Origin of the sequence: Microbacterium sp. APC 3901 (assembly GCF_030407765.1) — a bacterium.
Classification (GTDB): Bacteria; Actinomycetota; Actinomycetes; order Actinomycetales; family Microbacteriaceae; genus Microbacterium.
Map to the genome: position 1 here is coordinate 256434 of NZ_JASDCU010000002.1, position 23090 is coordinate 279523.

25 protein-coding genes are annotated in these 23090 nt (G+C 67.8%); 12 read left to right on the top strand and 13 right to left on the bottom strand.

The window, feature by feature from the left end:
- Nucleotides 1-124: 124 nt before the first annotated feature.
- On the top strand, nt 125-1906 hold the full coding sequence (aspS, locus tag QMA07_RS02785) for an aspartate--tRNA ligase (protein ID WP_290159849.1): 1782 nt from the start codon (nt 125-127) through the stop codon (nt 1904-1906).
- A gap of 174 nt (nt 1907-2080) precedes the next feature.
- Here the strand turns inward: aspS and QMA07_RS02790 are convergent, their stop codons facing one another.
- Nucleotides 2081-2908: a TSUP family transporter gene (locus tag QMA07_RS02790; protein WP_290159851.1), complete on the bottom strand. Its 828-nt coding sequence runs from the start codon at nt 2906-2908 to the stop codon at nt 2081-2083.
- Nucleotides 2909-3077: 169 nt separating this feature from the next.
- Between QMA07_RS02790 and QMA07_RS02795 the strand changes: the two genes are divergently transcribed.
- The 5 genes from QMA07_RS02795 to QMA07_RS02815 all read left to right on the top strand — a co-directional run bounded on the left by QMA07_RS02795 (nt 3078) and on the right by QMA07_RS02815 (nt 7251).
- On the top strand, nt 3078-4217 hold the full coding sequence (locus QMA07_RS02795) for an extracellular solute-binding protein (RefSeq protein WP_290159853.1): 1140 nt from the start codon (nt 3078-3080) through the stop codon (nt 4215-4217).
- A 35-nt stretch (nt 4218-4252) separates the two neighbouring features.
- Nucleotides 4253-5119, top strand: coding sequence for an ABC transporter permease (locus QMA07_RS02800; protein WP_290159946.1), 867 nt, complete (start codon nt 4253-4255; stop codon nt 5117-5119).
- The gene (locus QMA07_RS02805) at nt 5116-5910 is read left to right on the top strand and encodes an ABC transporter permease subunit (RefSeq protein WP_290159855.1); all 795 of its coding nucleotides are present in this window, start codon (nt 5116-5118) and stop codon (nt 5908-5910) included. Before QMA07_RS02800 ends, QMA07_RS02805 begins: the two co-directional genes overlap by 4 nt.
- A complete protein-coding gene (locus tag QMA07_RS02810; RefSeq protein WP_290159856.1) occupies nt 5907-6986 on the top strand; it encodes an ABC transporter ATP-binding protein in 1080 nt (359 codons plus the stop codon). The genes QMA07_RS02805 and QMA07_RS02810 overlap by 4 nt, the downstream gene beginning before the upstream one ends.
- 85 nt (nt 6987-7071) lie before the next feature.
- Nucleotides 7072-7251, top strand: a complete 180-nt coding sequence (locus QMA07_RS02815) for a YegP family protein (protein ID WP_241794483.1) — start codon at nt 7072-7074, stop codon at nt 7249-7251.
- An 83-nt stretch (nt 7252-7334) separates the two neighbouring features.
- Here the strand turns inward: QMA07_RS02815 and QMA07_RS02820 are convergent, their stop codons facing one another.
- Genes QMA07_RS02820 through QMA07_RS02830 form a run of 3 tightly spaced genes read right to left on the bottom strand, consistent with a single transcriptional unit; the run spans nt 7335 to nt 9734 of the window.
- Nucleotides 7335-8090, bottom strand: coding sequence for an amino acid ABC transporter ATP-binding protein (locus tag QMA07_RS02820; RefSeq protein WP_290159857.1), 756 nt, complete (start codon nt 8088-8090; stop codon nt 7335-7337).
- A complete protein-coding gene (locus QMA07_RS02825; RefSeq protein ID WP_290159859.1) occupies nt 8087-8884 on the bottom strand; it encodes an amino acid ABC transporter permease in 798 nt (265 codons plus the stop codon). Before QMA07_RS02825 ends, QMA07_RS02820 begins: the two co-directional genes overlap by 4 nt.
- A gap of 34 nt (nt 8885-8918) precedes the next feature.
- A complete protein-coding gene (locus QMA07_RS02830) occupies nt 8919-9734 on the bottom strand; it encodes a transporter substrate-binding domain-containing protein (protein WP_290159860.1) in 816 nt (271 codons plus the stop codon).
- A gap of 235 nt (nt 9735-9969) precedes the next feature.
- Between QMA07_RS02830 and QMA07_RS02835 the strand changes: the two genes are divergently transcribed.
- The 3 genes from QMA07_RS02835 to QMA07_RS02845 are packed head-to-tail and all read left to right on the top strand — an operon-like array spanning nt 9970 to nt 15855.
- Nucleotides 9970-10632 (top strand): hypothetical protein, encoded by a 663-nt coding sequence (locus QMA07_RS02835; protein ID WP_290159862.1) that lies wholly within the window; start codon nt 9970-9972, stop codon nt 10630-10632.
- On the top strand, nt 10622-14551 hold the full coding sequence (locus QMA07_RS02840; RefSeq protein ID WP_290159863.1) for a Pls/PosA family non-ribosomal peptide synthetase: 3930 nt from the start codon (nt 10622-10624) through the stop codon (nt 14549-14551). Before QMA07_RS02835 ends, QMA07_RS02840 begins: the two co-directional genes overlap by 11 nt.
- Entirely contained in the window at nt 14548-15855 is a 1308-nt protein-coding gene (locus QMA07_RS02845; protein ID WP_290159864.1) for a M1 family metallopeptidase, read from the top strand. Before QMA07_RS02840 ends, QMA07_RS02845 begins: the two co-directional genes overlap by 4 nt.
- Nucleotides 15856-15865: 10 nt before the next feature.
- Here the strand turns inward: QMA07_RS02845 and QMA07_RS02850 are convergent, their stop codons facing one another.
- The 7 genes from QMA07_RS02850 to QMA07_RS02880 all read right to left on the bottom strand — a co-directional run bounded on the left by QMA07_RS02850 (nt 15866) and on the right by QMA07_RS02880 (nt 18690).
- Entirely contained in the window at nt 15866-16489 is a 624-nt protein-coding gene (locus tag QMA07_RS02850; RefSeq protein WP_290159866.1) for a hypothetical protein, read from the bottom strand.
- Between the two features lie 44 nt (nt 16490-16533).
- Nucleotides 16534-16833, bottom strand: coding sequence for a Dabb family protein (locus QMA07_RS02855; protein WP_290159868.1), 300 nt, complete (start codon nt 16831-16833; stop codon nt 16534-16536).
- Entirely contained in the window at nt 16830-17120 is a 291-nt protein-coding gene (locus QMA07_RS02860; RefSeq protein WP_290159870.1) for a glutaredoxin family protein, read from the bottom strand. Before QMA07_RS02860 ends, QMA07_RS02855 begins: the two co-directional genes overlap by 4 nt.
- On the bottom strand, nt 17117-17419 hold the full coding sequence (locus tag QMA07_RS02865) for a rhodanese-like domain-containing protein (RefSeq protein WP_140036271.1): 303 nt from the start codon (nt 17417-17419) through the stop codon (nt 17117-17119). The genes QMA07_RS02860 and QMA07_RS02865 overlap by 4 nt, the downstream gene beginning before the upstream one ends.
- 81 nt (nt 17420-17500) lie before the next feature.
- Nucleotides 17501-17599, bottom strand: coding sequence for an AURKAIP1/COX24 domain-containing protein (locus tag QMA07_RS02870; protein WP_003792170.1), 99 nt, complete (start codon nt 17597-17599; stop codon nt 17501-17503).
- Between the two features lie 135 nt (nt 17600-17734).
- Nucleotides 17735-17926: a helix-turn-helix domain-containing protein gene (locus QMA07_RS02875; protein WP_042538977.1), complete on the bottom strand. Its 192-nt coding sequence runs from the start codon at nt 17924-17926 to the stop codon at nt 17735-17737.
- 347 nt (nt 17927-18273) lie between these two features.
- Nucleotides 18274-18690: a metalloregulator ArsR/SmtB family transcription factor gene (locus tag QMA07_RS02880; RefSeq protein ID WP_290159874.1), complete on the bottom strand. Its 417-nt coding sequence runs from the start codon at nt 18688-18690 to the stop codon at nt 18274-18276.
- Between the two features lie 103 nt (nt 18691-18793).
- Here QMA07_RS02880 and QMA07_RS02885 point away from each other — a divergent pair, with 103 nt between their 5' ends.
- Both QMA07_RS02885 and QMA07_RS02890 read left to right on the top strand, forming a co-directional pair.
- The gene (locus QMA07_RS02885) at nt 18794-20224 is read left to right on the top strand and encodes a potassium transporter TrkG (protein ID WP_290159875.1); all 1431 of its coding nucleotides are present in this window, start codon (nt 18794-18796) and stop codon (nt 20222-20224) included.
- A complete protein-coding gene (locus tag QMA07_RS02890) occupies nt 20217-20888 on the top strand; it encodes a TrkA family potassium uptake protein (protein WP_140036265.1) in 672 nt (223 codons plus the stop codon). Before QMA07_RS02885 ends, QMA07_RS02890 begins: the two co-directional genes overlap by 8 nt.
- A 21-nt stretch (nt 20889-20909) precedes the next feature.
- Here the strand turns inward: QMA07_RS02890 and QMA07_RS02895 are convergent, their stop codons facing one another.
- Nucleotides 20910-21197, bottom strand: coding sequence for a DUF1905 domain-containing protein (locus tag QMA07_RS02895; protein WP_290159876.1), 288 nt, complete (start codon nt 21195-21197; stop codon nt 20910-20912).
- Nucleotide 21198: 1 nt separating this feature from the next.
- A complete protein-coding gene (gene proC / locus QMA07_RS02900; RefSeq protein ID WP_290159877.1) occupies nt 21199-22038 on the bottom strand; it encodes a pyrroline-5-carboxylate reductase in 840 nt (279 codons plus the stop codon).
- A gap of 59 nt (nt 22039-22097) precedes the next feature.
- Here proC and QMA07_RS02905 point away from each other — a divergent pair, with 59 nt between their 5' ends.
- Nucleotides 22098-23069 carry a cation diffusion facilitator family transporter gene (locus tag QMA07_RS02905; RefSeq protein ID WP_290159879.1) on the top strand — a complete coding sequence of 324 codons (972 nt, stop codon included), beginning with the start codon at nt 22098-22100 and terminating at the stop codon, nt 23067-23069.
- Nucleotides 23070-23090: the final 21 nt, after the last annotated feature.

Below are 23090 nucleotides of genomic sequence, written 5' to 3' on the forward strand. Positions count from 1 at the left end.
CCCTTTCGCTGGTCGAGCGGCTGTCGTGGCGATCCTACTGACCGATATGCCACCGACGGAGGAGGCGACACCGCCCCCGTAGAATGGGCGGGTTCATCATTTCCCAGATCAGGAGGAATCCTCCGTGCTTCGCACCCACTCGGCAGGCTCACTGCGAGCCGAGCAAATCGGTCAGACCGTCACCCTCTCGGGTTGGGTCGATCGCCGTCGTGATCACGGAGGAGTCGCGTTCATCGATCTTCGGGATGCCACGGGCATCGCCCAGGTCGTCATCCGCGATGAAGAGGTCGCGCACCCGCTGCGCAACGAGTTCGTCCTCCAGGTCACCGGCGAAGTCTCCCGTCGCCCCGACGGGAACGCGAACCCGAACCTGCCGACCGGCGAGATCGAGCTCATCGCGACCGACGTCGTCGTGCTGAACGAGTCCGCTCCCCTGCCGTTCCAGGTGTCGACGGCCGTCGCCGAGACCGAGACGGTCGGCGAGGAGGCACGTCTCAAGTACCGCTACCTCGACCTTCGTCGCCCCGCCGCGGCATCCGCTCTGCGCCTGCGCTCAGACGTCTACAAGGCCGTCCGCGACGTGCTGCACGGCGAGGACTTCACCGAGGTCGAGACGCCGACGCTCACCCGATCGACTCCGGAGGGCGCCCGCGACTTCGTCGTGCCCGCTCGCCTGCACCCCGGCAGCTGGTACGCGCTGCCGCAGTCGCCGCAGCTGTTCAAGCAGCTGCTCATGGTCGGCGGCGTCGAGAAGTACTACCAGATCGCTCGCTGCTATCGCGATGAGGACTTCCGAGCCGATCGTCAGCCGGAGTTCACGCAGCTCGACATCGAGATGAGCTTCGTCGACCAGGAAGACGTCATCACGCTGATGGAGTCGCTCATCCAGGCGATGTGGAAGACGATCGGCGTCGAGGTGCAGACCCCGCTGCCGCGCCTGACCTATGCCGACGCGATGGCGAAGTACGGCTCCGACAAGCCCGACCTGCGTTTCGGACTCGAGCTCGTCGAGGCCACCGAGTACTTCGCGAACACCCCGTTCCGCGTGTTCCAGGCCGAGTACGTGGGTGCCGTCGTCATGCCCGGCGGCGCGAGCCAGCCGCGCAAGCAGCTCGACGCATGGCAGGACTGGGCCAAGCAGCGCGGCGCCCGCGGTCTCGCGTACGTGCTCTTCAACGAGGACGGCTCGCTCGGCGGCCCCGCTGCCAAGAACCTGTCCGAGGCCGAGCAGGCCGGACTCGCCGAGTTCATCGGTGCATCCGCCGGAGACTGCGTGTTCTTCGCCGCCGGATCGACCAAGGAGAGCCGCGCTCTTCTCGGCGCCGCACGCGTCGAGATCGGCCGCCGGCTGGGCTACCTGAACCCCGACGAGTTCGCCTTCACCTGGGTCGTCGACGCTCCGATGTTCGAGCCGGCAGCGGATGCCGTGGCATCGGGTGACGTCGCCGTCGGCGCCGGAGCCTGGACCGCAGTGCACCACGCGTTCACCGGACCGAAGCCGGAGTTCCAGGACACGTTCGACACCGACCCCGGTTCCGCCCTCGCCTATGCGTACGACATCGTGTGCAACGGCTCGGAGCTCGGTGGCGGCTCGATCCGCATCCACCGCGAAGACGTGCAGAAGCGCGTGTTCGAGGTCATGGGCATCAGCGACGAGGTCGCGCAGGAGCAGTTCGGGTTCCTGCTCGACGCGTTCAAGTTCGGCGCACCGCCCCACGGCGGAATCGCGCTCGGCATGGACCGCGTGCTGCAGCACCTGGCGAAGACAGAATCGATCCGCGACGTCATCGCGTTCCCGAAGTCGGGCAACGGCTTCGATCCGCTGACGGCCGCGCCCGCTCCGATCACGCCCGAGCAGCGCGCCGAGGCCGGCGTCGACTTCGAGCCCGAGGACGACGAGGCCTGACCCTCGCCGCCCCAGAGGCCCTCTCCCGCTCACGCAGGAGGGGGCCTCTTCGCGTTCGCAGCCTCCACGCCGTGCGCCAGACGAGTCGACCTGCGCCTGAGACGTCCGGATCCCTCCGATTCGGACGTGCGAAACGCAATCGGACTCACGAGGCGCACCCGCCGGGACGGATGCTCAGCGCAGGGCGGCGAGCGCCGGGGCGATGTTCTCGTTCCAGACGTCGACGCCGAGCTTGGCGATGAGAGCGGTGACCACGACGAGGAACACGACGCGGATGAACGTCGTGCCGCGCGAGATCGCCATGCGCGAGCCGAGGTAGCTCCCTGCGACGTTCGCGACCGCGAGGATGCCGCCGAGCAGCCACAGCACGGCGCCGTGCGGGATGAACAGCAGCAGGGCACCGGTGTTCGTGGCGAGGTTCACGATCTTGGCCTTGGCACTCGCCTGCAGGAAGTCGTATCCGAGCAGCGCGACGAGCGAGATCACCAGGAACGTGCCCGTCCCCGGTCCGATCAGCCCGTCATAGAAGCCGATCACGAGACCTGAGAGCCCGGCCATGATGTGGTGCTTGTGACCGCTGAATCGCAGCCGCGTGGCCGCACCCATCTGCGGCCGGACCGCCGTGAAGAGCGCCACGGCGAGCAGCGCCACGACGATGATCGGCTTGAAGGCCGCGGCAGGAAGGATCGTCGCGACGGCTGCCCCGCCGAACGATCCGGCGAGTGCGATCACGGCCATCGGCAGCGCCGTGCGGATGTCGGGTTTCGCGCGCCGATAGTAGGTGACGCTGCTCGTCGCCGTGCCGAACACCGAGGCGAGCTTGTTGGTGGCCAGGGCTTGGATCGGCGTGATGCCGGGGATCAGCAGCAGCGCGGGGAGCTGCAGCAGCCCGCCGCCACCCACGACCGCGTCGATCCACCCCGCAGCGAACGCCGCGATGACGATGAGGATCAGGGTTCCCCAGGTGAGCTGCTCGAGCCCCAGCATCCCACCGATGTCCATCCGTCCAGGATGTCAGACTGCGCGGCGCCTCGAACGCCGCGGTGGCCTGACCCGCCACGACCCGGACATCTCGCGTTCACCGGAGCCGCGATGATCGGCAACCCGCGGCTCATAGTGTCCTCTCACAACCCGAATCCGGCGCGCTGCGCCGGGCACCGAGAGGACCCTGATGACCAACTTCCACCGCCGCGCGCGCATCGGCGCCGGCATCGCCCTGTTCACCACCGCTGCGCTCGGCCTCACCGCGTGCGCGACGGGCGCTGAGGCCCCGGCCGCCGGCAGCGACGAGGTCGACGCCGCAGCAGCCACCTCGGTCGAGGACTTCGGATCCTTCGCCGACCTCGAAGAGGCCGCCAAGGCCGAGGGCCAGCTCAACGTCATCGCCCTTCCGCGCGACTGGGCCAACTACGGCGAGATCCTCGACCTCTTCGCCGAGAAGTACCCCGAGATCACGATCAACGAGGCATCGCCCGACGTGTCGAGCGCGGAAGAGATCCAGGCGGCGAAGACGAACGAGGGGCTCGACACCGCACCCGACGTGTTCGACCTCGGCCTGACCGTCGCGCTGCAGAACACCGACGTGTTCGCTCCGTACCAGGTGCAGACGTGGGACGAGATCCCCGACGCTCTCAAGGAGCCGACCGGACTCTTCGTCGGCGACTACGGCGGATACATGTCGATCGGCTACGACTCGTCGAAGTTCGACGCTCCCGAGTCGCTCGATGACCTGAAGGATGCCGCCTACAAGGGCGCCGTCGCGATCAACGGCGACCCGACGCAGGCCGGTGCGGCCTTCGCCGCGGTGGGCCTCGCGACGGTGCAGTCCGACGGCACGCTCGACGACTTCCAGCCGGGCATCGACTTCTTCTCCGACATGCAGAAGGCCGGCAACCTGCTCAAGGTCGACGTCACCACGGCGACCGTCGCGAGCGGCGAGACCCCTGTCGTCTTCGACTGGGACTACCTGAACGCGTCGCACAAGGCCGACAACGAGAACTGGGAGGTCGTCGTCTTCGACGGCACCGGTTACGCCGGCTACTACAACCAGGCGATCAACAAGGATGCCCCGAACCCGGCAGCGGCACGCCTGTGGCAGGAGTTCCTCTACAGCGACGAGGTGCAGAACCTGTGGCTCAAGGGCGGCGCTCGCCCGGCTCGCATGGAGGCCATGACCGAGGCCGGCACGATCGACGCCGACCTGGCCGCGGCTCTTCCCGAGGTCCCGAGCGAGACGGTCGTCCCGACCGAGGAGCAGTCGACGAACGCCGGCACTCTGCTCGGTGAGAAGTGGGCAGCGGCGGTCCAGTGACCACTGCCACCACGACGGCCGGCGCCGGGTCCGTCATGTCGGGGCCCCGGCGCTCGGCGCCGTCCGCGGCCTGGCTCGGTCTCGTGCCCTTCGCCGCCTACGTGGTGCTCTTCCTCGCTGTGCCCACCATCCTCGCGATCGGCTCGGGCTTCTTCACGAAGGACGGATCGTTCACCTGGTCGAACGTCTCGGCCCTCGGCGACCCCGTCGTGCTCGCGACGTTCGCGAACTCCGCAGGGCTGTCGCTTCTGACCGCGGTCGTCGGCGCGATCGTCGGAGCGCTCGTCTGCTATGCCCTGCTCGGGATGAACCCCGACGGCGCCGTCCGATCGACCGTGGATGCCGCAGCCGGCGTACTGGCGCAGTTCGGTGGCGTGATGCTCGCCTTCGCCTTCATCGCCACGATCGGCATCCAGGGAGTGCTCAAGCTGTTCCTGCAGGACACCTTCGGCGTCGACATCTTCGCGAACGGCACCTGGCTCTACGAACTGCCCGGACTGATCCTGCCGTACATCTACTTCCAGATCCCTCTGATGGTGATCACGTTCATGCCCGCCCTCGCGGCGTTGAAGCCGCAGTGGGCCGAGGCGAACCTCACGCTCGGCGGCACCAGCTCCAGCTTCTGGCTGCGCATCGGCATACCGGTGCTGGCCCCCTCGTTTCTCGCGAGCCTGCTGCTGCTGTTCGCGAACGCGTTCTCGTCGTATGCCACGGCCGCGGCACTCGCGAGCCAGGGCGCGCAGATCGTCCCGCTGCAGATCCGCGCAGCGCTCACCAGCGAGACCGTGCTCGGCCGGGAGAACCTGGCCGGCGCGCTCGCGCTGGGCATGATCGTGATCGTCGGAGTCGTCATGGCCCTGTACTCGCTCATCCAACGACGAGCCGCGAGGTGGCAGTCATGAACCGTCTCGGTCCCTCTCTCGCGACCCGCTGGATCATCGGCATCGTCGTCGGCGCCTTCTTCGCCATCCCGCTGGTCTCGACGTTCCTCTACACGCTGCGCCAGGCAGACGGAACTCTCGGAATCGAGCGCTGGGCATCTCTGTTCGACCCCGAGAAGTCGGCAGCGATCAAGCCCATCTGGATGGGTCTCGGCAACTCGCTGATCCTGGCCGTCGTGACGGTGGCCATCGTGCTGCTGCTGCTCGCACCCACGATGATCCTGGTGAACCTGCGATTCGCGAAGCTCAGGCCCGTGTTCGAGTTCGCGGTGCTGCTGCCGATCTCGATCCCCGCGATCGTGCTGGTCGTCGGTCTCGCCCCGATCTATCTGCAGATCGGGCGCGCACTCGGCACCGGCACGTGGACGCTGGCCTTCGCCTACGGCATCACGGTGCTGCCGTTCGCGTACCGCTCGATCCAGGCCTCGATCGACGCGGCCGACATGCGGACCCTCGCCGAGGCCGCACGATCGCTCGGTGCGAGCTGGCCGACCGTCGTGCTCACGGTGCTCGCACCGAACCTGAGACAGGGACTTCTGGCGGCGTCGCTGATCTCGATCGCCGTCGTGCTCGGAGAATTCACGATCGCCTCCCTCCTGAACCGCCAGGTGTTCCAGACGGCCATGGTCGTCGTGCAGAAGCAGGATGCCTACGCTCCCGCGATCTTCACCCTGCTGGCGCTGCTGTTCGTCTTCCTTCTGCTCCTGCTCATCGGCCGCCTCGCTCGCGGCAACGGAAAGGCCCGCCCATGACTCTCCCCGACACCGCCGACAACATGCTGCTCGCCGAGGCCGGCGAGGGAACTCGCGTGCAGCTGCAGGGCATCGTGAAGAGCTACTCGGGCAACACGGTGCTGCACGGCGTCGACCTCGACATCGCGCCGGGTGAGTTCGTCTCTCTGCTCGGCCCCTCCGGCTGCGGCAAGACCACTCTGCTGCGGGTGCTCGCCGGGCTCGAGGGTCTCGACAGCGGAGCCGTGCTGCTCGACGGCGGGGATGTCTCGCGGGTGCCGACCAACAAGCGCGACATCGGCATGGTCTTCCAGTCCTATTCGCTGTTCCCGCACCTGCGCGTGGCGGAGAACACCGCGTTCGGGCTGCGGCGCCGCGGGGTGGGCAAGGCCGAGGCAGCCAAGCGGGCTCTCGACGCCCTGGCCCTGGTGGGGCTCGCCGACTTCGCCGACCGCTTCCCGCATCAGCTCTCGGGCGGTCAGCAGCAGCGAGTGGCGCTCGCCCGCGCTCTGGTCACCGAGCCGAAGGTGCTGCTGCTCGACGAGCCGCTCTCAGCCCTCGATGCCAAGGTGCGCGTGCAGCTGCGTGACGAGATCCGTCGCATCCAGCTTCGCCTCGGCATCACGACCGTGTTCGTCACGCACGATCAGGAGGAGGCCCTGGCCGTCTCCGATCGGATCGCCGTGATGAACGCAGGGACCGTCGAGCAGATCGGCACACCCGAGCAGCTCTACACGACGCCCTCGACCGCGGGTGTCGCCGCATTCGTCGGCCTCTCGAGCGTCGTGTCGGGCGTCGCCGAGGGCGACCATGTCGTGGTGTGGGGGCAGAAGCTCCCCTTGCGGTCACCGGCTGACGGACCCGTCGACGTCTACCTGCGCCCGGAGAACGTGCACTTCGCGTCCGAGGCGGATGCCGCGACCGACGCGCTCGTGCAGGAGAGCACGTTCCTGGGCAGCATGCGCCGCACGCTCGTACGCACGGAGTCGGGCGAACTCGTGCGGCTGCAGCATGCCCCCGGCATCCACCCGGCATTCGGTGATCGCGTGCGCATCGCGGTCGCACCCGAGCCTGTCGCCGTGCATCCGCGCGGCTGACTCGCACTAGCCCTGGCCAGTACTCCGGGATACCGTGATCCCCGAGGGGCACCTCTCCCTCGATTCGGCAGAGAAAGGACTCCTCATGGCAGGCAAGTTCGAGCTGTACACCGACAGTGCCGGTGGTCACCGGTTCCGTCTGAAGGCCGGCAACGGCGAGGTGATCGCGTCGAGCGAGAGCTACACCACACGGTCCGCCGCGAAGAACGGCGTCGAGTCGGTCAAGTCCAACGCACCGGGGGCGACAGTCGTCGAACTCGACTGACCTCCCGCTCCTCACTTCACACGGCGACCCCCTCCTGCTGGATCAGCGGGAGGGGGTCTCTGCATGCGCGGGTGATCGGAGGATCAGAGCACGCGCGCCAGGAAGTCCTGTGTACGCGGATGCTGCGGGTTGGCGAGCACTTCGCGGGGGTCGCCCTCTTCGACGATGTGTCCGCCGTCCATGAAGATCAGGCGCGATCCGACTTCGCGAGCGAAGCCCATCTCGTGCGTGACGACCAACATGGTCATCCCCTCATCGGCGAGCGAGCGCATGACCTGCAGCACCTCGCCGACGAGCTCGGGGTCGAGCGCCGAGGTCGGCTCGTCGAACAGCATCATGTCGGGGTTCATGCACAGCGCACGCGCGATCGCGACGCGCTGCTGCTGACCGCCTGACAGGTGCCCGGGAAAGGCGTCTGCCTTCTCGGAGAGCCCGACGCGACCGAGCATCTCTTTCGCGACTCTCTCGGCCTCCGCCTTGGACCTCTTCTTCACGCGCTGTTGCGCGATCATGAGGTTGCCCATCACATCGAGGTGAGGGAACAGGTTGAAGCTCTGGAACACCATGCCGATGCGCGTGCGCACCCGGTCGATGTCGACATCGGGGTCGGTGATGTCGATGCCCTCGATGAGCACCTTGCCGCCGGTGGGCTCTTCGAGCAGGTTCACCGATCGCAGCAGCGTCGACTTGCCGGAGCCCGACGGGCCGATGATGCAGACGACCTCGCCCTTCGTGACGGTGAGGTCGATGCCCTTGAGCACCTCGTTGTCGCCGAAGCTCTTCACGAGCCCCTGCAGGTCGATGGCCGGCGCGTGGACGTCAATCAGATCGGTGATCATCGCTGCCTCGACATCCTTCGTTCCAGGTACGCGCTGAAGCGCGTGAGGGGGATCGTCACGATCAGGTAGAGGGCCGCCGCCATGATCAGCGGCGTTCCGTTCGCGTTCTGCGTGCTCGCATCACGCGCGAAGTTCGTGAGCTCCTTCGACCAGATGAAGGATCCTGCCACGAAGAGCAGCGAAGTGTCCTTCAGCAGGAGCACGAACTCGTTCGTCAGCGGCGGGATGATGATGCGGAAGCCCTGCGGCACCACGATCCAGAACGTCGTCTTCATGGGCGACATGCCGAGCGAGCGTGCCGCTTCGGTCTGCCCCTTCGGGACTGCCTGGATCCCCGCGCGGATCGTCTCGGCCATGTAGGCCGAAGCCACCAGGATCAGACCGATCAGTCCGAGCACGACGGGACCACCGAGCTTGGTGCCCGGCACACCGAGGCCGATCGGCAGGATGAAGGCGATGGCGAAGATCGTGAGGATCGCGGGAAGCCCGCGGAACAGCTCGATCCACGCCGTCGCGATCCACCGGAAGGGCCCGATGCTCGACAGCTTGAGCAGCGCCAGCACGATGCCGAGCAGCAGGCCACCGGCGAACGCGACGGCAGTGAACCACAGCGTGTTGACGAGTGCCGTGGTGATGATGCCCGGGAGCATCTTCGCCGCGACCTCGGGGTTGAAGTACAGCTGCGCGATGCGCGCCCAGTCGGTGCTGACGATCAGCCAGACTGCGACCGCGATCAGCACCGCATAGACGGTGTACCTGTACAGCTTGCTCTTCGTGGTGCGCCTCAACGCCATTGTCAAGGTCTCCCTGTCCTACGTCGCTCGCCGATTACTTCGCGGTGAAGTAGGTGTCGTAGATCGTCTGGTAGTCGCCGCTGTCACGCAGATCCTGCAGTGCACCGTCGATCGCCTCGCGCAGCGCATCCTTCTCGCCCTTCGCGTAGGCGAAGCCGTAGGACTCTCCGGTCTCGTACTCCTCGACGATCTTGTATGCGCTGTCGGCCTTCTCGTGCTCGAGGTTCACCGGCTGGTCCTGCAGGATCGCGTCGATCTGGCCGGCCTGCATCGCGGGCCACAGCTCGCCGTCGGAGGGGTACTGCACGAGCTGGGCGCCCTCGGCGTTCTCGGTCGCGTATGCCTCGCCCGTGGTGCCCTGCTGCACGCCGACGTTCTTGCCGGAGAGGTCGTCGATCGACTCGATTCCCGAGTCGGTGCGCACCAGCAGCGACTGCAGCGACTCGTAGTACGGCTCGGAGAAGTCGATGTTCGCCTTGCGCTCGTCGGTGATGGTCATCGCCGATGCACCGATGTCGCACTGACCGGCGGCGAGCGTGGTGCCCGACTGCAGCGCGTCGAATCCGACGTCCTGCACCGCGAGCTCGAGGTCGAGCTCCTTGGCGATCGCGTCGAGCAGGTCGATGTCGAAGCCGGTGTAGCCGGTGCCGTTGTCGCCGCCCTCGAACTCGAACGGAGCGTAGGGGATGTCGGAGCAGACCGTCAGCGTGCCCGCCTCGATGAGACCGTACTCATCGCCGGCCGCGGGCTCACCCGAGCCGGCGTCTCCGCTGCCCGTCGCACATCCGGCGAGGGCGAGAGTGGCGGTCGCGGCGAGCGCGATCCCGGCGATGATGTTGCGACGGCGCATGTCAGCTCCTGAACGACGAGGGTGTGAGTGCCCACGGACGGGTAGGAGAACATCTAAACATGCACCACCCGGCCCGACCGGTCGCCGACTGCCTTCTGCGGATCACATTTGTGTTGCAAGTGTGACGGGATATGACATGGCTCGACGCCGGTGCGGCACCGATTGTTCACCTTGCCTGAGTATCCTCTCTGCCAATACCCGGCGGACGCGCTCGGGTCGCACAGGAGGATCGACCATGGCCAAGAAGACCCCCGCCCACCGGAACGCCGAGGCAGCGATCGATGCCGCCAAGGACGCCGCGAAGGACGCGAAGAAGCTGATCAAGACCCTTCCGAAGAAGGCGGCCAAGAAGCTCAAGCCTCTCGTCGAGGACGCGAAGGATGCGGCGAGCGCATCGAAGAAGAAGATCGCCGACCGACCGAAGAAGGTCGCGAAAGAGGCCACCGCCGCCACCGAGCGCCTCCACGAGGCCTCCGCGCGTCTGCAGGCTCCGACGAAGGCCGACAAGAAGAAGGCCACGAAGAAGTCCGCGTCGAAGGCGCGCGAGACGAAGGTGGCCGAGCCCGAGAAGCCCGAGAAGCCTGAGAAGCCCGAGAAGACGCAGCCCGAGCCGACGAAGCCGGCTGCGAAGAAGTCCGCTGCGAAGAAGCCGGCCGCCAAGAAGCCGGCCGCGAAGAAGCCGGCCGCCAAGGACGATTCGCCGTCGAAGGCTGAAGCGACCACACCCCAGGTTCCGTCGTCTCCCGCCCCGAAGACCACCGAGCCGGCGGCGGTCGCCTCCGCGTCCGCGCTGAGCGATCTCACAGTCGTCGAACTCCGTGCCCGTGCCCGCGCCGAGGGCCGCACCGGGTACTCGCGACTGTCGAAGGCCGCACTTCTCGACCTCCTTGAGAACTGACGTGCAGGAGGCGCTCGACCGCGCTGCCGAGGCACCACTCCCCCGCACGCTGATCGACATCCTCCGAGACACCACCGAGCAGCATCCGGATGCATCGGCTGTCGAAGACGCCGACGGCGCGTTGAGCTACGCAGAGCTTCTGGCGCAGGTGTGGCGCACGGCCGCCGTGCTGCGAGAGCAGGGCGTGAGCCGTGGGGATCGCGTCGGCATCAGGATGACATCCGGTCGCCGCGACCTCTACATCGCGATCCTCGGCGCGATGGCGGCCGGCGCGGCATACGTCCCGGTCGATGCAGACGACCCGCAGGAGCGGGCCGATCTCGTCTTCCGCGAGGCACGCATCGTGGGCATGATCACCGACGCGGGCTACCGCCCCGCAGACACCTCTGATGCGAGAGAGCTGTTCACCAGCGCGACACCGCACCCGAGCACCTCGGCGGTGCCCGTCGTGGCCCCGCCCACCGTCGACGACGACGCATGGATCATCTTCACGTCCGGTTCGACCGGAGTGCCCAAGGGCGTCGCCGTCTCACATCGTTCCGCCGCAGCCTTCGTCGATGCCGAGGCGCGCCTCTTCCTGCAGGATGCCCCGCTGGGCCCCGGCGACCGCGTGCTCGCGGGCCTCTCTGTCGCGTTCGACGCCTCGTGCGAGGAGATGTGGCTCGCGTGGGGTCACGGCGCGTGTCTTGTTCCGGCGCCGAGGGCTCTGGTCCGCTCGGGCGAGGATCTGGGTCCCTGGCTGCTCGGGCACGGCATCACGGTCGTCTCGACGGTGCCCACTCTCGCCGCCCTGTGGCCCCAGGACGCGATCGAGAACGTGCGCCTGCTGATCTTCGGCGGCGAAGCCTGCCCGCCGGAGCTCGTCGCGCGACTGGCATCCGACGGACGCGAAGTCTGGAACACGTACGGCCCGACCGAGGCCACAGTCGTCGCGTGCGCATCGCTCATGGACGGCACGGGTCCGGTGCGCATCGGCCTGCCCCTGGACGGCTGGTCGCTGGCCGTGGTCGACGCAGAGGGTCAGCGCGTCGCCGACGGTGAAGCCGGCGAGCTCATCATCGGCGGCGTGGGCCTCGCGCGCTATCTCGACCCGGTCAAGGATGCCGAGAAATACGCCCCGATGCCGACGCTCGGCTGGGGCCGGGCCTATCGCTCCGGTGATGTCGTGCGCGTCGAGCCCGAGGGCCTGATCTTCCAGGGCCGCGCCGACGACCAGGTCAAGATCGGCGGTCGCCGTATCGAGCTCGGCGAGGTCGAGGCGGCTCTGCAGGGGCTGAGCTCCGTCTCGGCCGCGACCGTGGTCGTGCAGAGGACCGAGGCCGGTATGCCGATCCTCGTCGGCTATGTGGTCCCCGATGACGGCTTCGACAGACAGGTGGCGCGCGGCGAGCTTGCCGAGATGCTGCCCGCTCCCTTGATTCCGCTGCTCGCGACCGTCGACGACCTGCCCGTCCGCACCTCCGGCAAGGTCGACAAGGCGGCACTCCCCTGGCCCCTGGGTTCCGGCGATGAAGGCGAGTCCTCGCTCTCCGGCACCGCGGCCTGGCTCGCCGAGCAGTGGTTCGCCGTGCTCGGCGTCCGTCCGAGCGATGAGGACGCCGACTTCTTCCAGCTCGGCGGCGGCTCGCTCGCTGCCGCGCAGCTGGTCTCGCGCCTGCGCACCCGTGCCCCCGAGTTCACGATGACCGACGTCTACGACCTGCCGAGGCTGCGTCAGATGGCCGACGCCGTCGACGACGAAGCCGACGATGAAGACACGGCGGAACGAGTCTTCAGTCGACAGGCACCGACCCCGCGGCGGATGCAGTGGGTGCAGACCATCGCAGGGCTGCCGCTGTTCGTGTTCACCGGCATCCGCTGGCTGCTCTTCCTGCTCACCGCGAGCTGGATCCTGCGTCTGTCCCCCGGGTTCGAGTTCCTTCCTGCCGTTCCGGTGTGGACGATCATCGTCGGCCTGGTGATCTTCGTGACCCCGCTGGGCAAGATGACCATCGCGGCGGTCGCCGCCCGCCTGCTGCTCGCCGGCCTCCGAGCCGGCGACCACCCGCGGGGCGGGGGCGTGCACCTGCGCCTGTGGCTCGCCGAGCAGATCGCGCAGCAGGTCGACCCGGTGGGCCTCGCAGGCGCGCCCTGGGTCGTCTACTACGCCAGGGCGCTCGGCGCACGCATCCACAAGGACGTCGACCTGCACACGGTTCCCCCGATCACGGGCATGCTCGACATCGGGGCCGGGGCATCCATCGAGCCCGAGGTCGACCTCTCCGGGTACTGGATCGACGGCGACACCGTGCGCATCGGCGGCATCCGCATCGGCGCCGACTCGACGATCGGCGCGCGCAGCACCCTCGCACCCGGCACGAAGATCGGCCGCGGCGCGGAGATCGCGCCCGGTTCAGCCGTGTTCGGGCGCGTGCGGTCAGGGCAGCGCTGGGCCGGATCCCCCGCAGCACGCGTCGGCGGCGTCTCGAAGCCGTTCGCTGCGGGTCGTCCGCCGAGCCGCACCCGCTGGCTGTGGGCCTACGCCGCATCCTCGGCATTCCTCGGCCTGCTGCCCGTCGTCTCGCTGGCCGCAGGGGCCTGGATGGTGGCACTCGGCATCCGGGGAGCTGAGTCCCTCGCAGCCGCGATCCCCGGCATCCTGGCGCTGCTCGTTCCCGCCGTGCTGCTCGCGGGTGTGGTCTTCGCCGCTCTCGTGCTGGTTCTCGTGCGCGTGCTCGCGATCGGCCTGCGCGAAGGGGTGTACCCGGTGCGCTCCCGCATCGCGTGGCAGGCGTGGACGACCGAACGCCTGCTCGACTCCGCCCGCACCTTCCTCTTCCCGCTGTACTCCAGCAGCTTCACCCCGTTCTGGCTGCGCGCCCTCGGTGCCGACGTCGGTCGCGATGTCGAGGCGTCGACCGTGCTGCTCATCCCGAAGCTCACGACCATCGCTGACGGCGCGTTCCTCGCCGACGACACGATGGTCGCCACCTATGAGCTGCAGGGCGGGTGGATGCGGCTGGGCGCTGCGCGGATCGGCAAGCGCGCGTTCCTCGGCAACTCCGGCATGGCGGCCGGTGGGCACAACGTGCCCCGCGACGGCCTGGTGGCCGTGCTGTCCGTCGCTCCGGCCAAAGCGAAGGCCGGGTCCTCGTGGTTGGGCTCGCCCGCCGCTCGACTGCGTCGGGTGGTCAATGACTCCGACCTCGAGCGCACCTATCGCCCCCGCACCGGTCTGCGCGTCGCGCGAGCGCTCTGGGAGGTGGGCCGCATCATCCCGGTGTTCGTGACCTGTGCGATCGGACTCGCCGTGATGCTCACGCTCGCCGCCGTGGTCGACGCGTGGGGGCTCGGATGGGCGGTCGTGCTGTCGAGCGCCGTCATGCTCGCCGCCGGCGCGATCGCCGCCCTCGTCACGACAGCAGCGAAATGGATCATCGTCGGGCCGATCCGCGCCGGAGAGCACCCGCTCTGGTCGAGCTTCGTCTGGCGCACAGAGGTGTCCGACACGTTCACCGAGATGGTCGCCGCCCCCTGGTTCGCGAACGCGGCTTCCGGCACTCCCGCCCTCGCCATCTGGCTGCGCACACTCGGAGCGAAGATCGGTCGGGGCGTCTGGACCGACAGCTACTGGCTGCCCGAGCCCGATCTGGTGACGCTCGGCGACGGCGCAACCGTGAACCGCGGATGTGTGGTTCAGACGCATCTGTTCCATGATCGTGTGATGAGCATCGACGCAGTGACCCTCGAGAACGGTGCGACCCTCGGGCCGCACAGCGTGATCCTCCCCGCGGCGACGATCGGGGCGGACGCGACGGTCGGCCCTGCGTCGCTCGTGATGCGCGGCGAGTTCGTGCCCGTCGGCAGCAGGTGGAGCGGCAACCCGATCGGTCCGTGGCGTGCCGTCAAGGTGCGCTCGTACCAGGCCTCCGACGCATGAACGTCGACCCCTACACCCCGCACAGCGGCGATCGGCGCTACGGGGTGCTGCACTACGACCTCGCCATCGATTACCGCGTGACCACGAACCGCCTCACGGGTATCGCGACGATCCGGTTGCGGATGCAGGAGTCGGCCAAGCACGTGTCTTTCGACCTCGTCGGGCTCAAGGCCACGAAGGTGCGCGTGAGCGGCGACCGGGCGTCGTCGTTCCGGCAGGACGACCGGCGACTCAAGGTGACTTTCGGCGCCGAGCGCACGAGCGGTCAGGAGCTCACCGTCACCGTCGAGTACTCGGGTGCTCCGTCGCCCCGCCGCACCCGCTGGGGGCTCCTCGGCTGGGAAGAGCTCGAGGACGGCGTGCTGGTCGCGTCGCAGCCGACCGGCGCTCCGACCTGGTTCCCCTGCAATGACATCCCCTCCGACAAGGCGACGTATCGCCTGCAGTTCACCGCCGATCCCGAATACACCGTCGTGAGCGGCGGCGCGGCCACCCGGTCGACGCAGCGGGGCCGCACCCGCTGGACCTTCGACCAGCCCGTGCCGACGGCCACCTATCTGATGACCGTGCAGCTCGGGCAGTACGACGACGACAGGGTCGCACTCGGCGCGACGCCGGGGCGCCTGTTCCACCCGCGGGCGCTCGCACCGAGGGTGCGCTCCGACTTCGCCGCACTGCCGCAGATGATGGAGACGTTCGTCGAGGCCTTCGGCCCGTACCCCTACGAGTCGTACAAGATCGTCGTCACCCCCGACGCGCTCGAGATCCCGCTCGAAGCTCAGGGCATGGCCATCTTCGGAGCGAACCACGTCGACGGCCTGGGCGGGAGCGAGCGGCTGATCGCACACGAGCTCGCACACCAGTGGTTCGGCAACAGCGTCGGCGTCGCCCGCTGGCAGGACATCTGGCTGAACGAGGGATACGCGTGCTACTCGGAGTGGCTGTGGTCCGAGGCCGCGGGAGGGCCCACCGCCCACGCGAAGGCACTGATGCATCACGCCGCTCTCCGCACACTCCCCCAGGACCTCGTGCTCTCGGATCCCGGCCCGAACGACATGTTCGACGACCGCGTCTACAAGCGCGGCGCCCTCGCCCTCCATGCCCTGCGTCTGACGATCGGCGACGAGCGGTTCTTCGCTCTGACGCGCGAGTGGACGTCGCGCTTCGCTCGGCTCGCGGTGACGAGCGACGACTTCCTCGGACTGGTCGACGAGGTCGCCGGCGGCCAGGCGCGCGCCCTCGTGCGGACCTGGATCGACGAGCTCCCGTTGCCCGCACTCCCCGCTGCACGGTCGCAGCGCTGACGACAGCGGCTCAGCCGACGGCGACGCTCAGCACATGTCCGGGTGGCCCGACGAGCGTCGTGACCTCGAGCGGCTCCAAGCGCCCGGGGAGCGTCGCCGACCACACACGCGGATCTTCGCCGCCGGTTTGCGGGTGCAGGAGCACCTCTGACGGCTCGATCTCGAAGCCGCGACCGTCCGCCTTGACGGCCGCTTCGATGCGCGTCCACGCCGCGAGATCCGGAGCGCTGCCGTCGGGGAACAGCCGCCCCAACCCGTCGAGGCGGCCATCGGCTGCCGCCTGTTCGATGTCGACGCCCAGCAGGGCCGACCCCGCTGTCGCCGCCACCACGACCAGGTCCTCGGCGTGGCTCACGCTGAGCGAGACGCCGGCGGAGCGCGGCGGGCCGTGATCCGCGCCGCATCGGGCGCAGCGGCTGGAGAGCCGAATCTCGTCGAAGCCTCGGATCCTGCCCACGAGGTCGCGGATCAGTGCCCTCCCCGCCAGAAACCCCTGGGCCCGGCTGCCGGTCAGCTCGCGGAAGCGGTCGACCTGCCGCTGCCCCATCGCGACGACGTCGGTCTCGGTGAACCCCTGAAGGTCAGAGGGCCTCGCCCACACGACGATCACATCGCGCCAGGTGATCTCTCCCATGACTCCGCCGGCTCCCGTCGGATCGACAGCTGCAGACGGACTGCTCAGACCTCGAAGTCGACGGCCACGCGCGACGCGACCACCGAGCGCACGTACGCCACGACCTCTTCGTGAGCCGGGTGCACCTGGTACTCCTCGAGGGCCTCGATCGAATCGACGTCCGCGACGAGGGTGACATCCCAGTTCGCGTCCGGATACGCGACGTTCGCGCCCGCAGAGATCGAGCGAAGCTGTGGCACGACGCCGTCGAGCGCGTTCAGCCTGCGGGCGACCTCGGCGGCCTGCTCCGATCGTGTCGCCGCATCGACTGCGGCGAGCTTCCAGGTGACGACGTGACGGATCATCGCGCTTCCTTCTCCAGTGCATCGTGCTGCACGGCGGATTCGAGGGCATCGCGCAGCCGATCGGCCGACAGACGCCAGTGCGCGTGCAGCTCCCCGTCGATGAGGACGACCGGGATCTTCTCCCACCACAGCTCGTAGAGCGCGGGGTCGTCATTGATCGACGCCTCGACGATCTCGATGCGCTCGGCAGCCGCGTCAGGGAGCTCGGCGACCACGGAGTCGATGATCTCGGACGCGACGTCGCACAGGTGGCAGTCGGGCTTGCCGATGAGGGTCAGCGTGGTCACGCCGACGGCACCTCGACATCGCGACCCTGGGCGATCCACTCGCCCGTTCCACCCTCGACGTTGGTCGCGTCGTAGCCGCGCGCTTCGAGCGCCTCGACGACGCGCGCCGAGCGTCCGCCGGCCTGGCAGATCACGTCGAACGACTCTGCCGGAAGCTCTTCGAGGCGGTTTCCGATCTCGGACATCGGGATGTTGACGGCGCCGGGGACGTGTCCTGCGGCGAACTCATCCACCTCGCGGACATCGATGAGCGGGGTGTTCGAACGCTCGGCGAGCTCGGTGACGGTGATCGACTTCATGGCATGCTCCTGCGACGAGTGGGAAACCGGGGGCAGAGACACAAAGCGCCCGTCCGGAGACAGGCGCTCGTGTCTGGTCGCTTACTTCTTGTTGCGACGCTGGTGGCGAGTCTTACGAAGCAGCTTGCGGTGCTTCTTCTTCGCCATGCGCTTGCGGCGCTTCTTGATGACAGAACCCACGGAAACCTCACTAAGTCAGTGGCTGGGTGTCGTCGGTGACGGACACCCGGGTACGGGCACGGAAAAATGCCTCGGATCAGTCTAGCAAACAGTGGAGCTCTCGCTGCACGCGCTCTCGAGACCGAGACGAGAGCGTCAGCCGACGTCGGCTATCGGTCGTTGCAGAGCATCGGCCACCGCGGATTCCGGAACCCGGAAACTGCGACCGAAGCGAATGGCTGGCAGCTCCCCAGCGTGCACCATTCGATAGACGGTCATCTTCGACACGCGCATGAGTTCGGCGACCTCAGCCACCGTAAGGAACCGGACATCTGGAACCTCGGGCATCCCACGTACCCCTTTCTCGATTTGTGCACACTCTAGGGGGAATCTGGGACGCGTGTAAACCCGTGTGGCCTATGTGATCAGTGAGGATCACCGAACACGATCCTGAAGTCGCCGTCAGGCCGGGACGAGGACGAGAGTGTCGCCATGCTCGCGTCGTGCACGACCGAGTGAACGTGCGCGTCACAGCGCAGACATAGGACGTTTGCCGCAACCGTTCAGACTGCACTGGGATGCTGGATCCACGACTCACGATGGCACCATCCGAGTCCACGCGGGCTGGGGCCCGTGGCAACGCCCTCGATGACAAGCCCCCCGTTGTCGTCGGGGGCGACGTGCGTCCAGGGGGGTCAGCCGCCGAAGCGCTTGAACGCGTTGGCGACGACGTGCTTCGCAGATGCCGCCGCACGACCGACCACCTCGGCCGCGTGTGCCGCAGAGTCGGGCAGAGGCTGCCCGGGGTAGGCGATGTCCGGCGCGTCATCGCCGTAGGCATCCATGAGGAACGGGACGAGCCAGTCGTCGACGACCTCCAGCGGCTCGACGGCGAGGCTGTAGAAGCGCCGCTGTCCGTCTTCGCGGACACTGACCAGTTCCGCCTCGCGGAGAACCTTCAGATGCTTCGAGACGGTGGGCTGGCTGATGCCGAGGTCGGCGACGATATGGCTCACGCTCGTGCCGGCGTCTCCTTCGGCGGTGCGTCGCAGAAGAAGCTGGAGGATGTCGCGCCTCGTACCGTCTGCGATCACGTCGAAGATGTCCGTCATGTGATCAGGGTAGTCGTCCCCGGCACGGAGTACCATGACGAAGGCTCGTCGATCGACGTCGAGCAGCCGCGATGCGTGGCGAGGGAAAGCGAAGGGGGACTCGATGTCGGGCATCGCTTCGGCGTCGTCACCTCGACAGCGTCTTCAGAACATCGCATCATGGGGCAAGCACCTCATCACCTCCTCGCCGTCGCGCTTCGCGATCGTCATCTTCGCGTTGCTCATACTCGTGTTCACCGTGCTGCTGTCACTGCCTATCGCTTCGGCGTCGCGCACGGTCACGCCGCTGGCGGATGCGCTGTTCACCGCCGTGTCTACCATCTGCGTCACGGGCCTCGCCACCGTCGACATGGCGAATCACTGGTCTCCGTTCGGGCACGTGCTGATCTTCATCGGCGTGAACATCGGTGGCCTCGGCGTGCTCACGCTCGCCTCGCTGATGGGCCTGGTCATCTCGAAGCGACTCGGTCTGCGTGCGAAGCTCATGGCCGCCGGCGACACGAACCCGCTGCGCGCGCACGGCGGTGTCGTGAACGAGAGCCAGACCGTTCGACTGGGCGAGGTCGGCCAGCTTCTGCGCACCGTCGCGGTGTCGGCGCTGATCATCGAGGGCGCTCTCGCGATCCTCCTCTACCCCGCACTGGTCCTGGCCGAGGTCGACCCTATCGCCGCGCTGTGGGAGGCACCGTACTTCGCCGCGATGGCGTTCACGAACACCGGGTTCGCCCCCAACGACGGCGGCGTGGCCGTCTTCGCCGACGACTATCTCGTGCTGTCGTTGCTGATGGTGGGCGTCTTCCTCGGGAGCATCGGCTTTCCCGTGATCTACACACTGGCCAAGCATGTCTGGCATGTGAAGAAGTGGTCACTGCACACCAAGCTCACTCTCGTCACCACTGTTCTCCTGTTCGTGCTCGGCGCGGCCGTCTTCCTGATCCTCGAGTACAACAACCCGAAGACCTTCGGGTCGATGGATGCCGCAGACACCACGTTCCAGGCGTTCTTCCTCTCGGCGATGACCCGCTCGGGCGGCTTCAACGTGATCGAGATGGACGATCTGAACGGCTCATCCCTGCTGGCCGCGAGCATGCTGATGTTCGTCGGCGGTGGTTCGGCATCCACCGCCGGAGGAATCAAGGTCACCACTCTCGCAGTGCTCGCCATCGCCGTGTGGTCCGAAGCCAAGGGCCGCCAGTCGGTCGAGGTCTTCGGCCGCCGCATCCCCAGCGACGTGCAGCGGGTGGCACTCAGCGTCGTCGCGTGGGGTGCCACGATCGTCGCGCTGTCGACGATCATCATCGCCCAGATCACCAAGGCCGACATCAGTCATGTGCTGTTCGACGTGATCTCCGCGTTCGGCACCGTCGGCCTCTCGACCGGCCTCACCGCGGAACTCCCCGATTCCGCCAAGTACGTGCTCGCGACCACCGTCTTCATGGGGCGCGTTGGTACAGTGACTCTCGCCGCGGCAGTCGCCGCGACATCGCGATCGCAGTATTACTCGCTGCCCGTCGAAAGGCCGATCGTTGGTTGAAGTACTCCGGAGCGATGCTCCCGTCCTCGTCATCGGCCTCGGCCGGTTCGGTGCCGCGTGTGCCGGCGAGCTCGATCGCCTCGACCGCGAAGTGCTGGCCATCGACGCGAACCTCGAGCTCGTGCAGAAGTGGTCGGACCGCGTCACCCACACGGTGCAGTCCGACGCGAAGAACATCGACGCGCTGCGTCAGATCGGCGCTCAGGATTTCCAGGTCGCCGTCGTCGCCGTCGGTTCGTCGATCGAAGCGTCCGTGCTGATCACCGCGAACCTCGTCGATCTCAAGGTGCCGCAGATCTGGGCGAAGGCCGTCTCGCAGTCGCACGGCAAGATCCTGGCCCGCGTGGGCGCCAACCACGTCATCTACCCCGAGCGTGAGGCCGGGGAGCGCGTCGCCCACCTCGTGTCGGGCCGGATGCTCGACTTCATCCGCTTCGACGACGACTTCGTCCTCGCGAAGATGTACCCGCCGAAGTTCATCCGCGGCGTCGGCCTGAACGAATCCGGCGTGCGCAGCAAGTACAAGGTCACCGTCGTCGGCGTGAAGAGCCCCGGCAAGCCGTTCCGCTACGCCGAGGCGAACACGATCGTCACGAACCACGACCTCATCATCGTCTCGGGCACCAACAGCGACATCGAGCGATTCGCCGCGCTCGACCGCTGAGCGACCGACCCGGCCTCGAGGTCAGGCGTCGATGTCGAGCGTGATCTCGACGACGTCGTCGATGCCGACACCCTCGCGATCCTGCAGCGCCTTCTTGATCGGCACGATGTAGCCGCCGTCTTTCGGCCACAGTGCCGTGGTCACGGTCGTGCGCCCGATCGTCACGGATGCGGGGATCATCCCCCATCCGTAGGTCACGACGCTCGCGATCTCGCCGATCATCTCGCTCTCGGCGGGCGGCACGGTCACGAAATGGAACGGCGCAGGTCCGCGCCAGAACCAGATCTCCCCCGTGAACCGCAGCTGCATGTCAGCCTCCGGCAGCCAGCTCTTTCGCCCGGGCCAGCGCCGCATCCGCTGCGTCCGCGAACGTCCGGTCGAGGTGAGCGTCCTGCAGCACTGCGACGGCGCGCTCCGTGGTGCCCTTCGGACTCGTGACTCGACGACGAAGCTCGGACGGCTCCTCCCCCGACGCGTCGAGCAGCGCGGTCGCGCCGATGAACGTCTGCTCGACCATCACTCGTGCATCGCTCTTGCTGAAGCCCATGCCGATGGCGGCCTTCGTGAGCTCCTCGATGAGCAGATAGACGTAGGCGGGGCCCGATCCCGAGATCGTCGACAGCGCGTCGATCTGCGACTCCGGAACCTCGACGACTGCACCCACGGTCGCGAAGAGACGGTGCACGAGAGCGAGGTCGTCGGCGGATGCGGCCGCCCCCGCCGCGAGGCCCGTGACGCCCTTGCCGACGGTCGACGGGGTGTTCGGCATCGATCGGATCACACGGACGTCGGCGCCGAGGTTGTCGGCGAAGGTCTGCAGCGTGACCCCGGCCGCGAGACTCACCACGATCGCGTCGGCGGCGAGTGCGGGAGCGATCTCGCGCAGCAGGTCGGGGACCATCGCCGGCTTCACGCCCACCAGGACGATCCGAGCAGACTGAGTCGCCTGCGCGTTGCCGTCGGGCGCCTCGGAGAGCGCGATACTCGTGACGCCGTCGAGGTCGGCGAGGGCCGCCGCCTTCTCGGATGAGCGGTTCGTCGCGGTGATGCCTCCGTCGACGAGGATCCCGGATGCGACCACACCGCGGAGGATCGCGCCGCCCATCGAACCGGCACCGAGGAACGCGAGAGCGGGAAGAGAGTCAGCCATGTCGTCATCCTACGGCGGGCATACCGGCGTCAGCGAAGAGGCGGATCTAGACTCGACGCATGAGTGCATCCGGCGGCGGCAAGGCCATTCTCGCGGCGTTCCTGGCGAACCTCGGCATCGCCCTGGCGAAGTTCCTCGCGTGGGCGCTCTCGGGGTCGGCATCGATGCTCGCCGAGGCGATCCACTCGGTCGCCGACTCGGGCAACCAGCTGCTGCTCATGGTGGGTGGGCGCAAGGCGAAGCGCGGGGCCGACCGAGCTCACCCGTTCGGCTACGGCCGGGAACGCTACGTCTACGCGTTCGTCGTGTCGATCATCCTGTTCTCGGTCGGTGGCCTGTTCGCGATCTACGAGGCGATCGACAAGCTCACCCATCCCCATGAGCTCGACAAGACCTGGTGGTGGTTGCCGCTCGTCGTGCTCGTCGTCGCGATCGGCCTCGAGTCGTTCTCGCTGCGCACGGCCGTCAAGGAGAGCAATCTCGTACGCGACACGGGCCAGTCGTGGGTGTCGTTCGTCCGCCGCGCGAAGGCACCCGAGCTGCCCGTCGTGCTGCTCGAGGATGTCGGAGCGCTGACCGGTCTCACCTTCGCGCTGCTCGGCGTCGGCCTGACCGTGATCACCGGCAACCCGCTGTTCGACGCACTCGGCACCCTGATGATCGGCATCCTGCTCGTGATCATCGCGATCGTGCTCGGAGTCGAGACCAAGAGCCTGCTCGTGGGCGAGGGGGCCACCCAGGCGGATCACGATCGCATCGTCGACGCGATCAACGCGGGCGACGAGATCGAGAAGATCATCCACATGAAGACGCTCTACCTCGGACCCGACGAGCTGATGGTGGCCGCGAAGATCGCGCTCAACGCCGACAAGCCCCTGCGCGAGGCCGCCGTCGACATCGACGCGATCGAGGCTCGCATCCGCGAGGCCGTGCCGGCAGCTCGCGTCGTCTACATCGAGCCCGACGTGTACCGGCCGTCGCTCGATCCGGAGCCGTCGACCGACGTGTTCGTGCTCAAGTCCTCGGACTGACTCGCACCACGGCGGCGACCG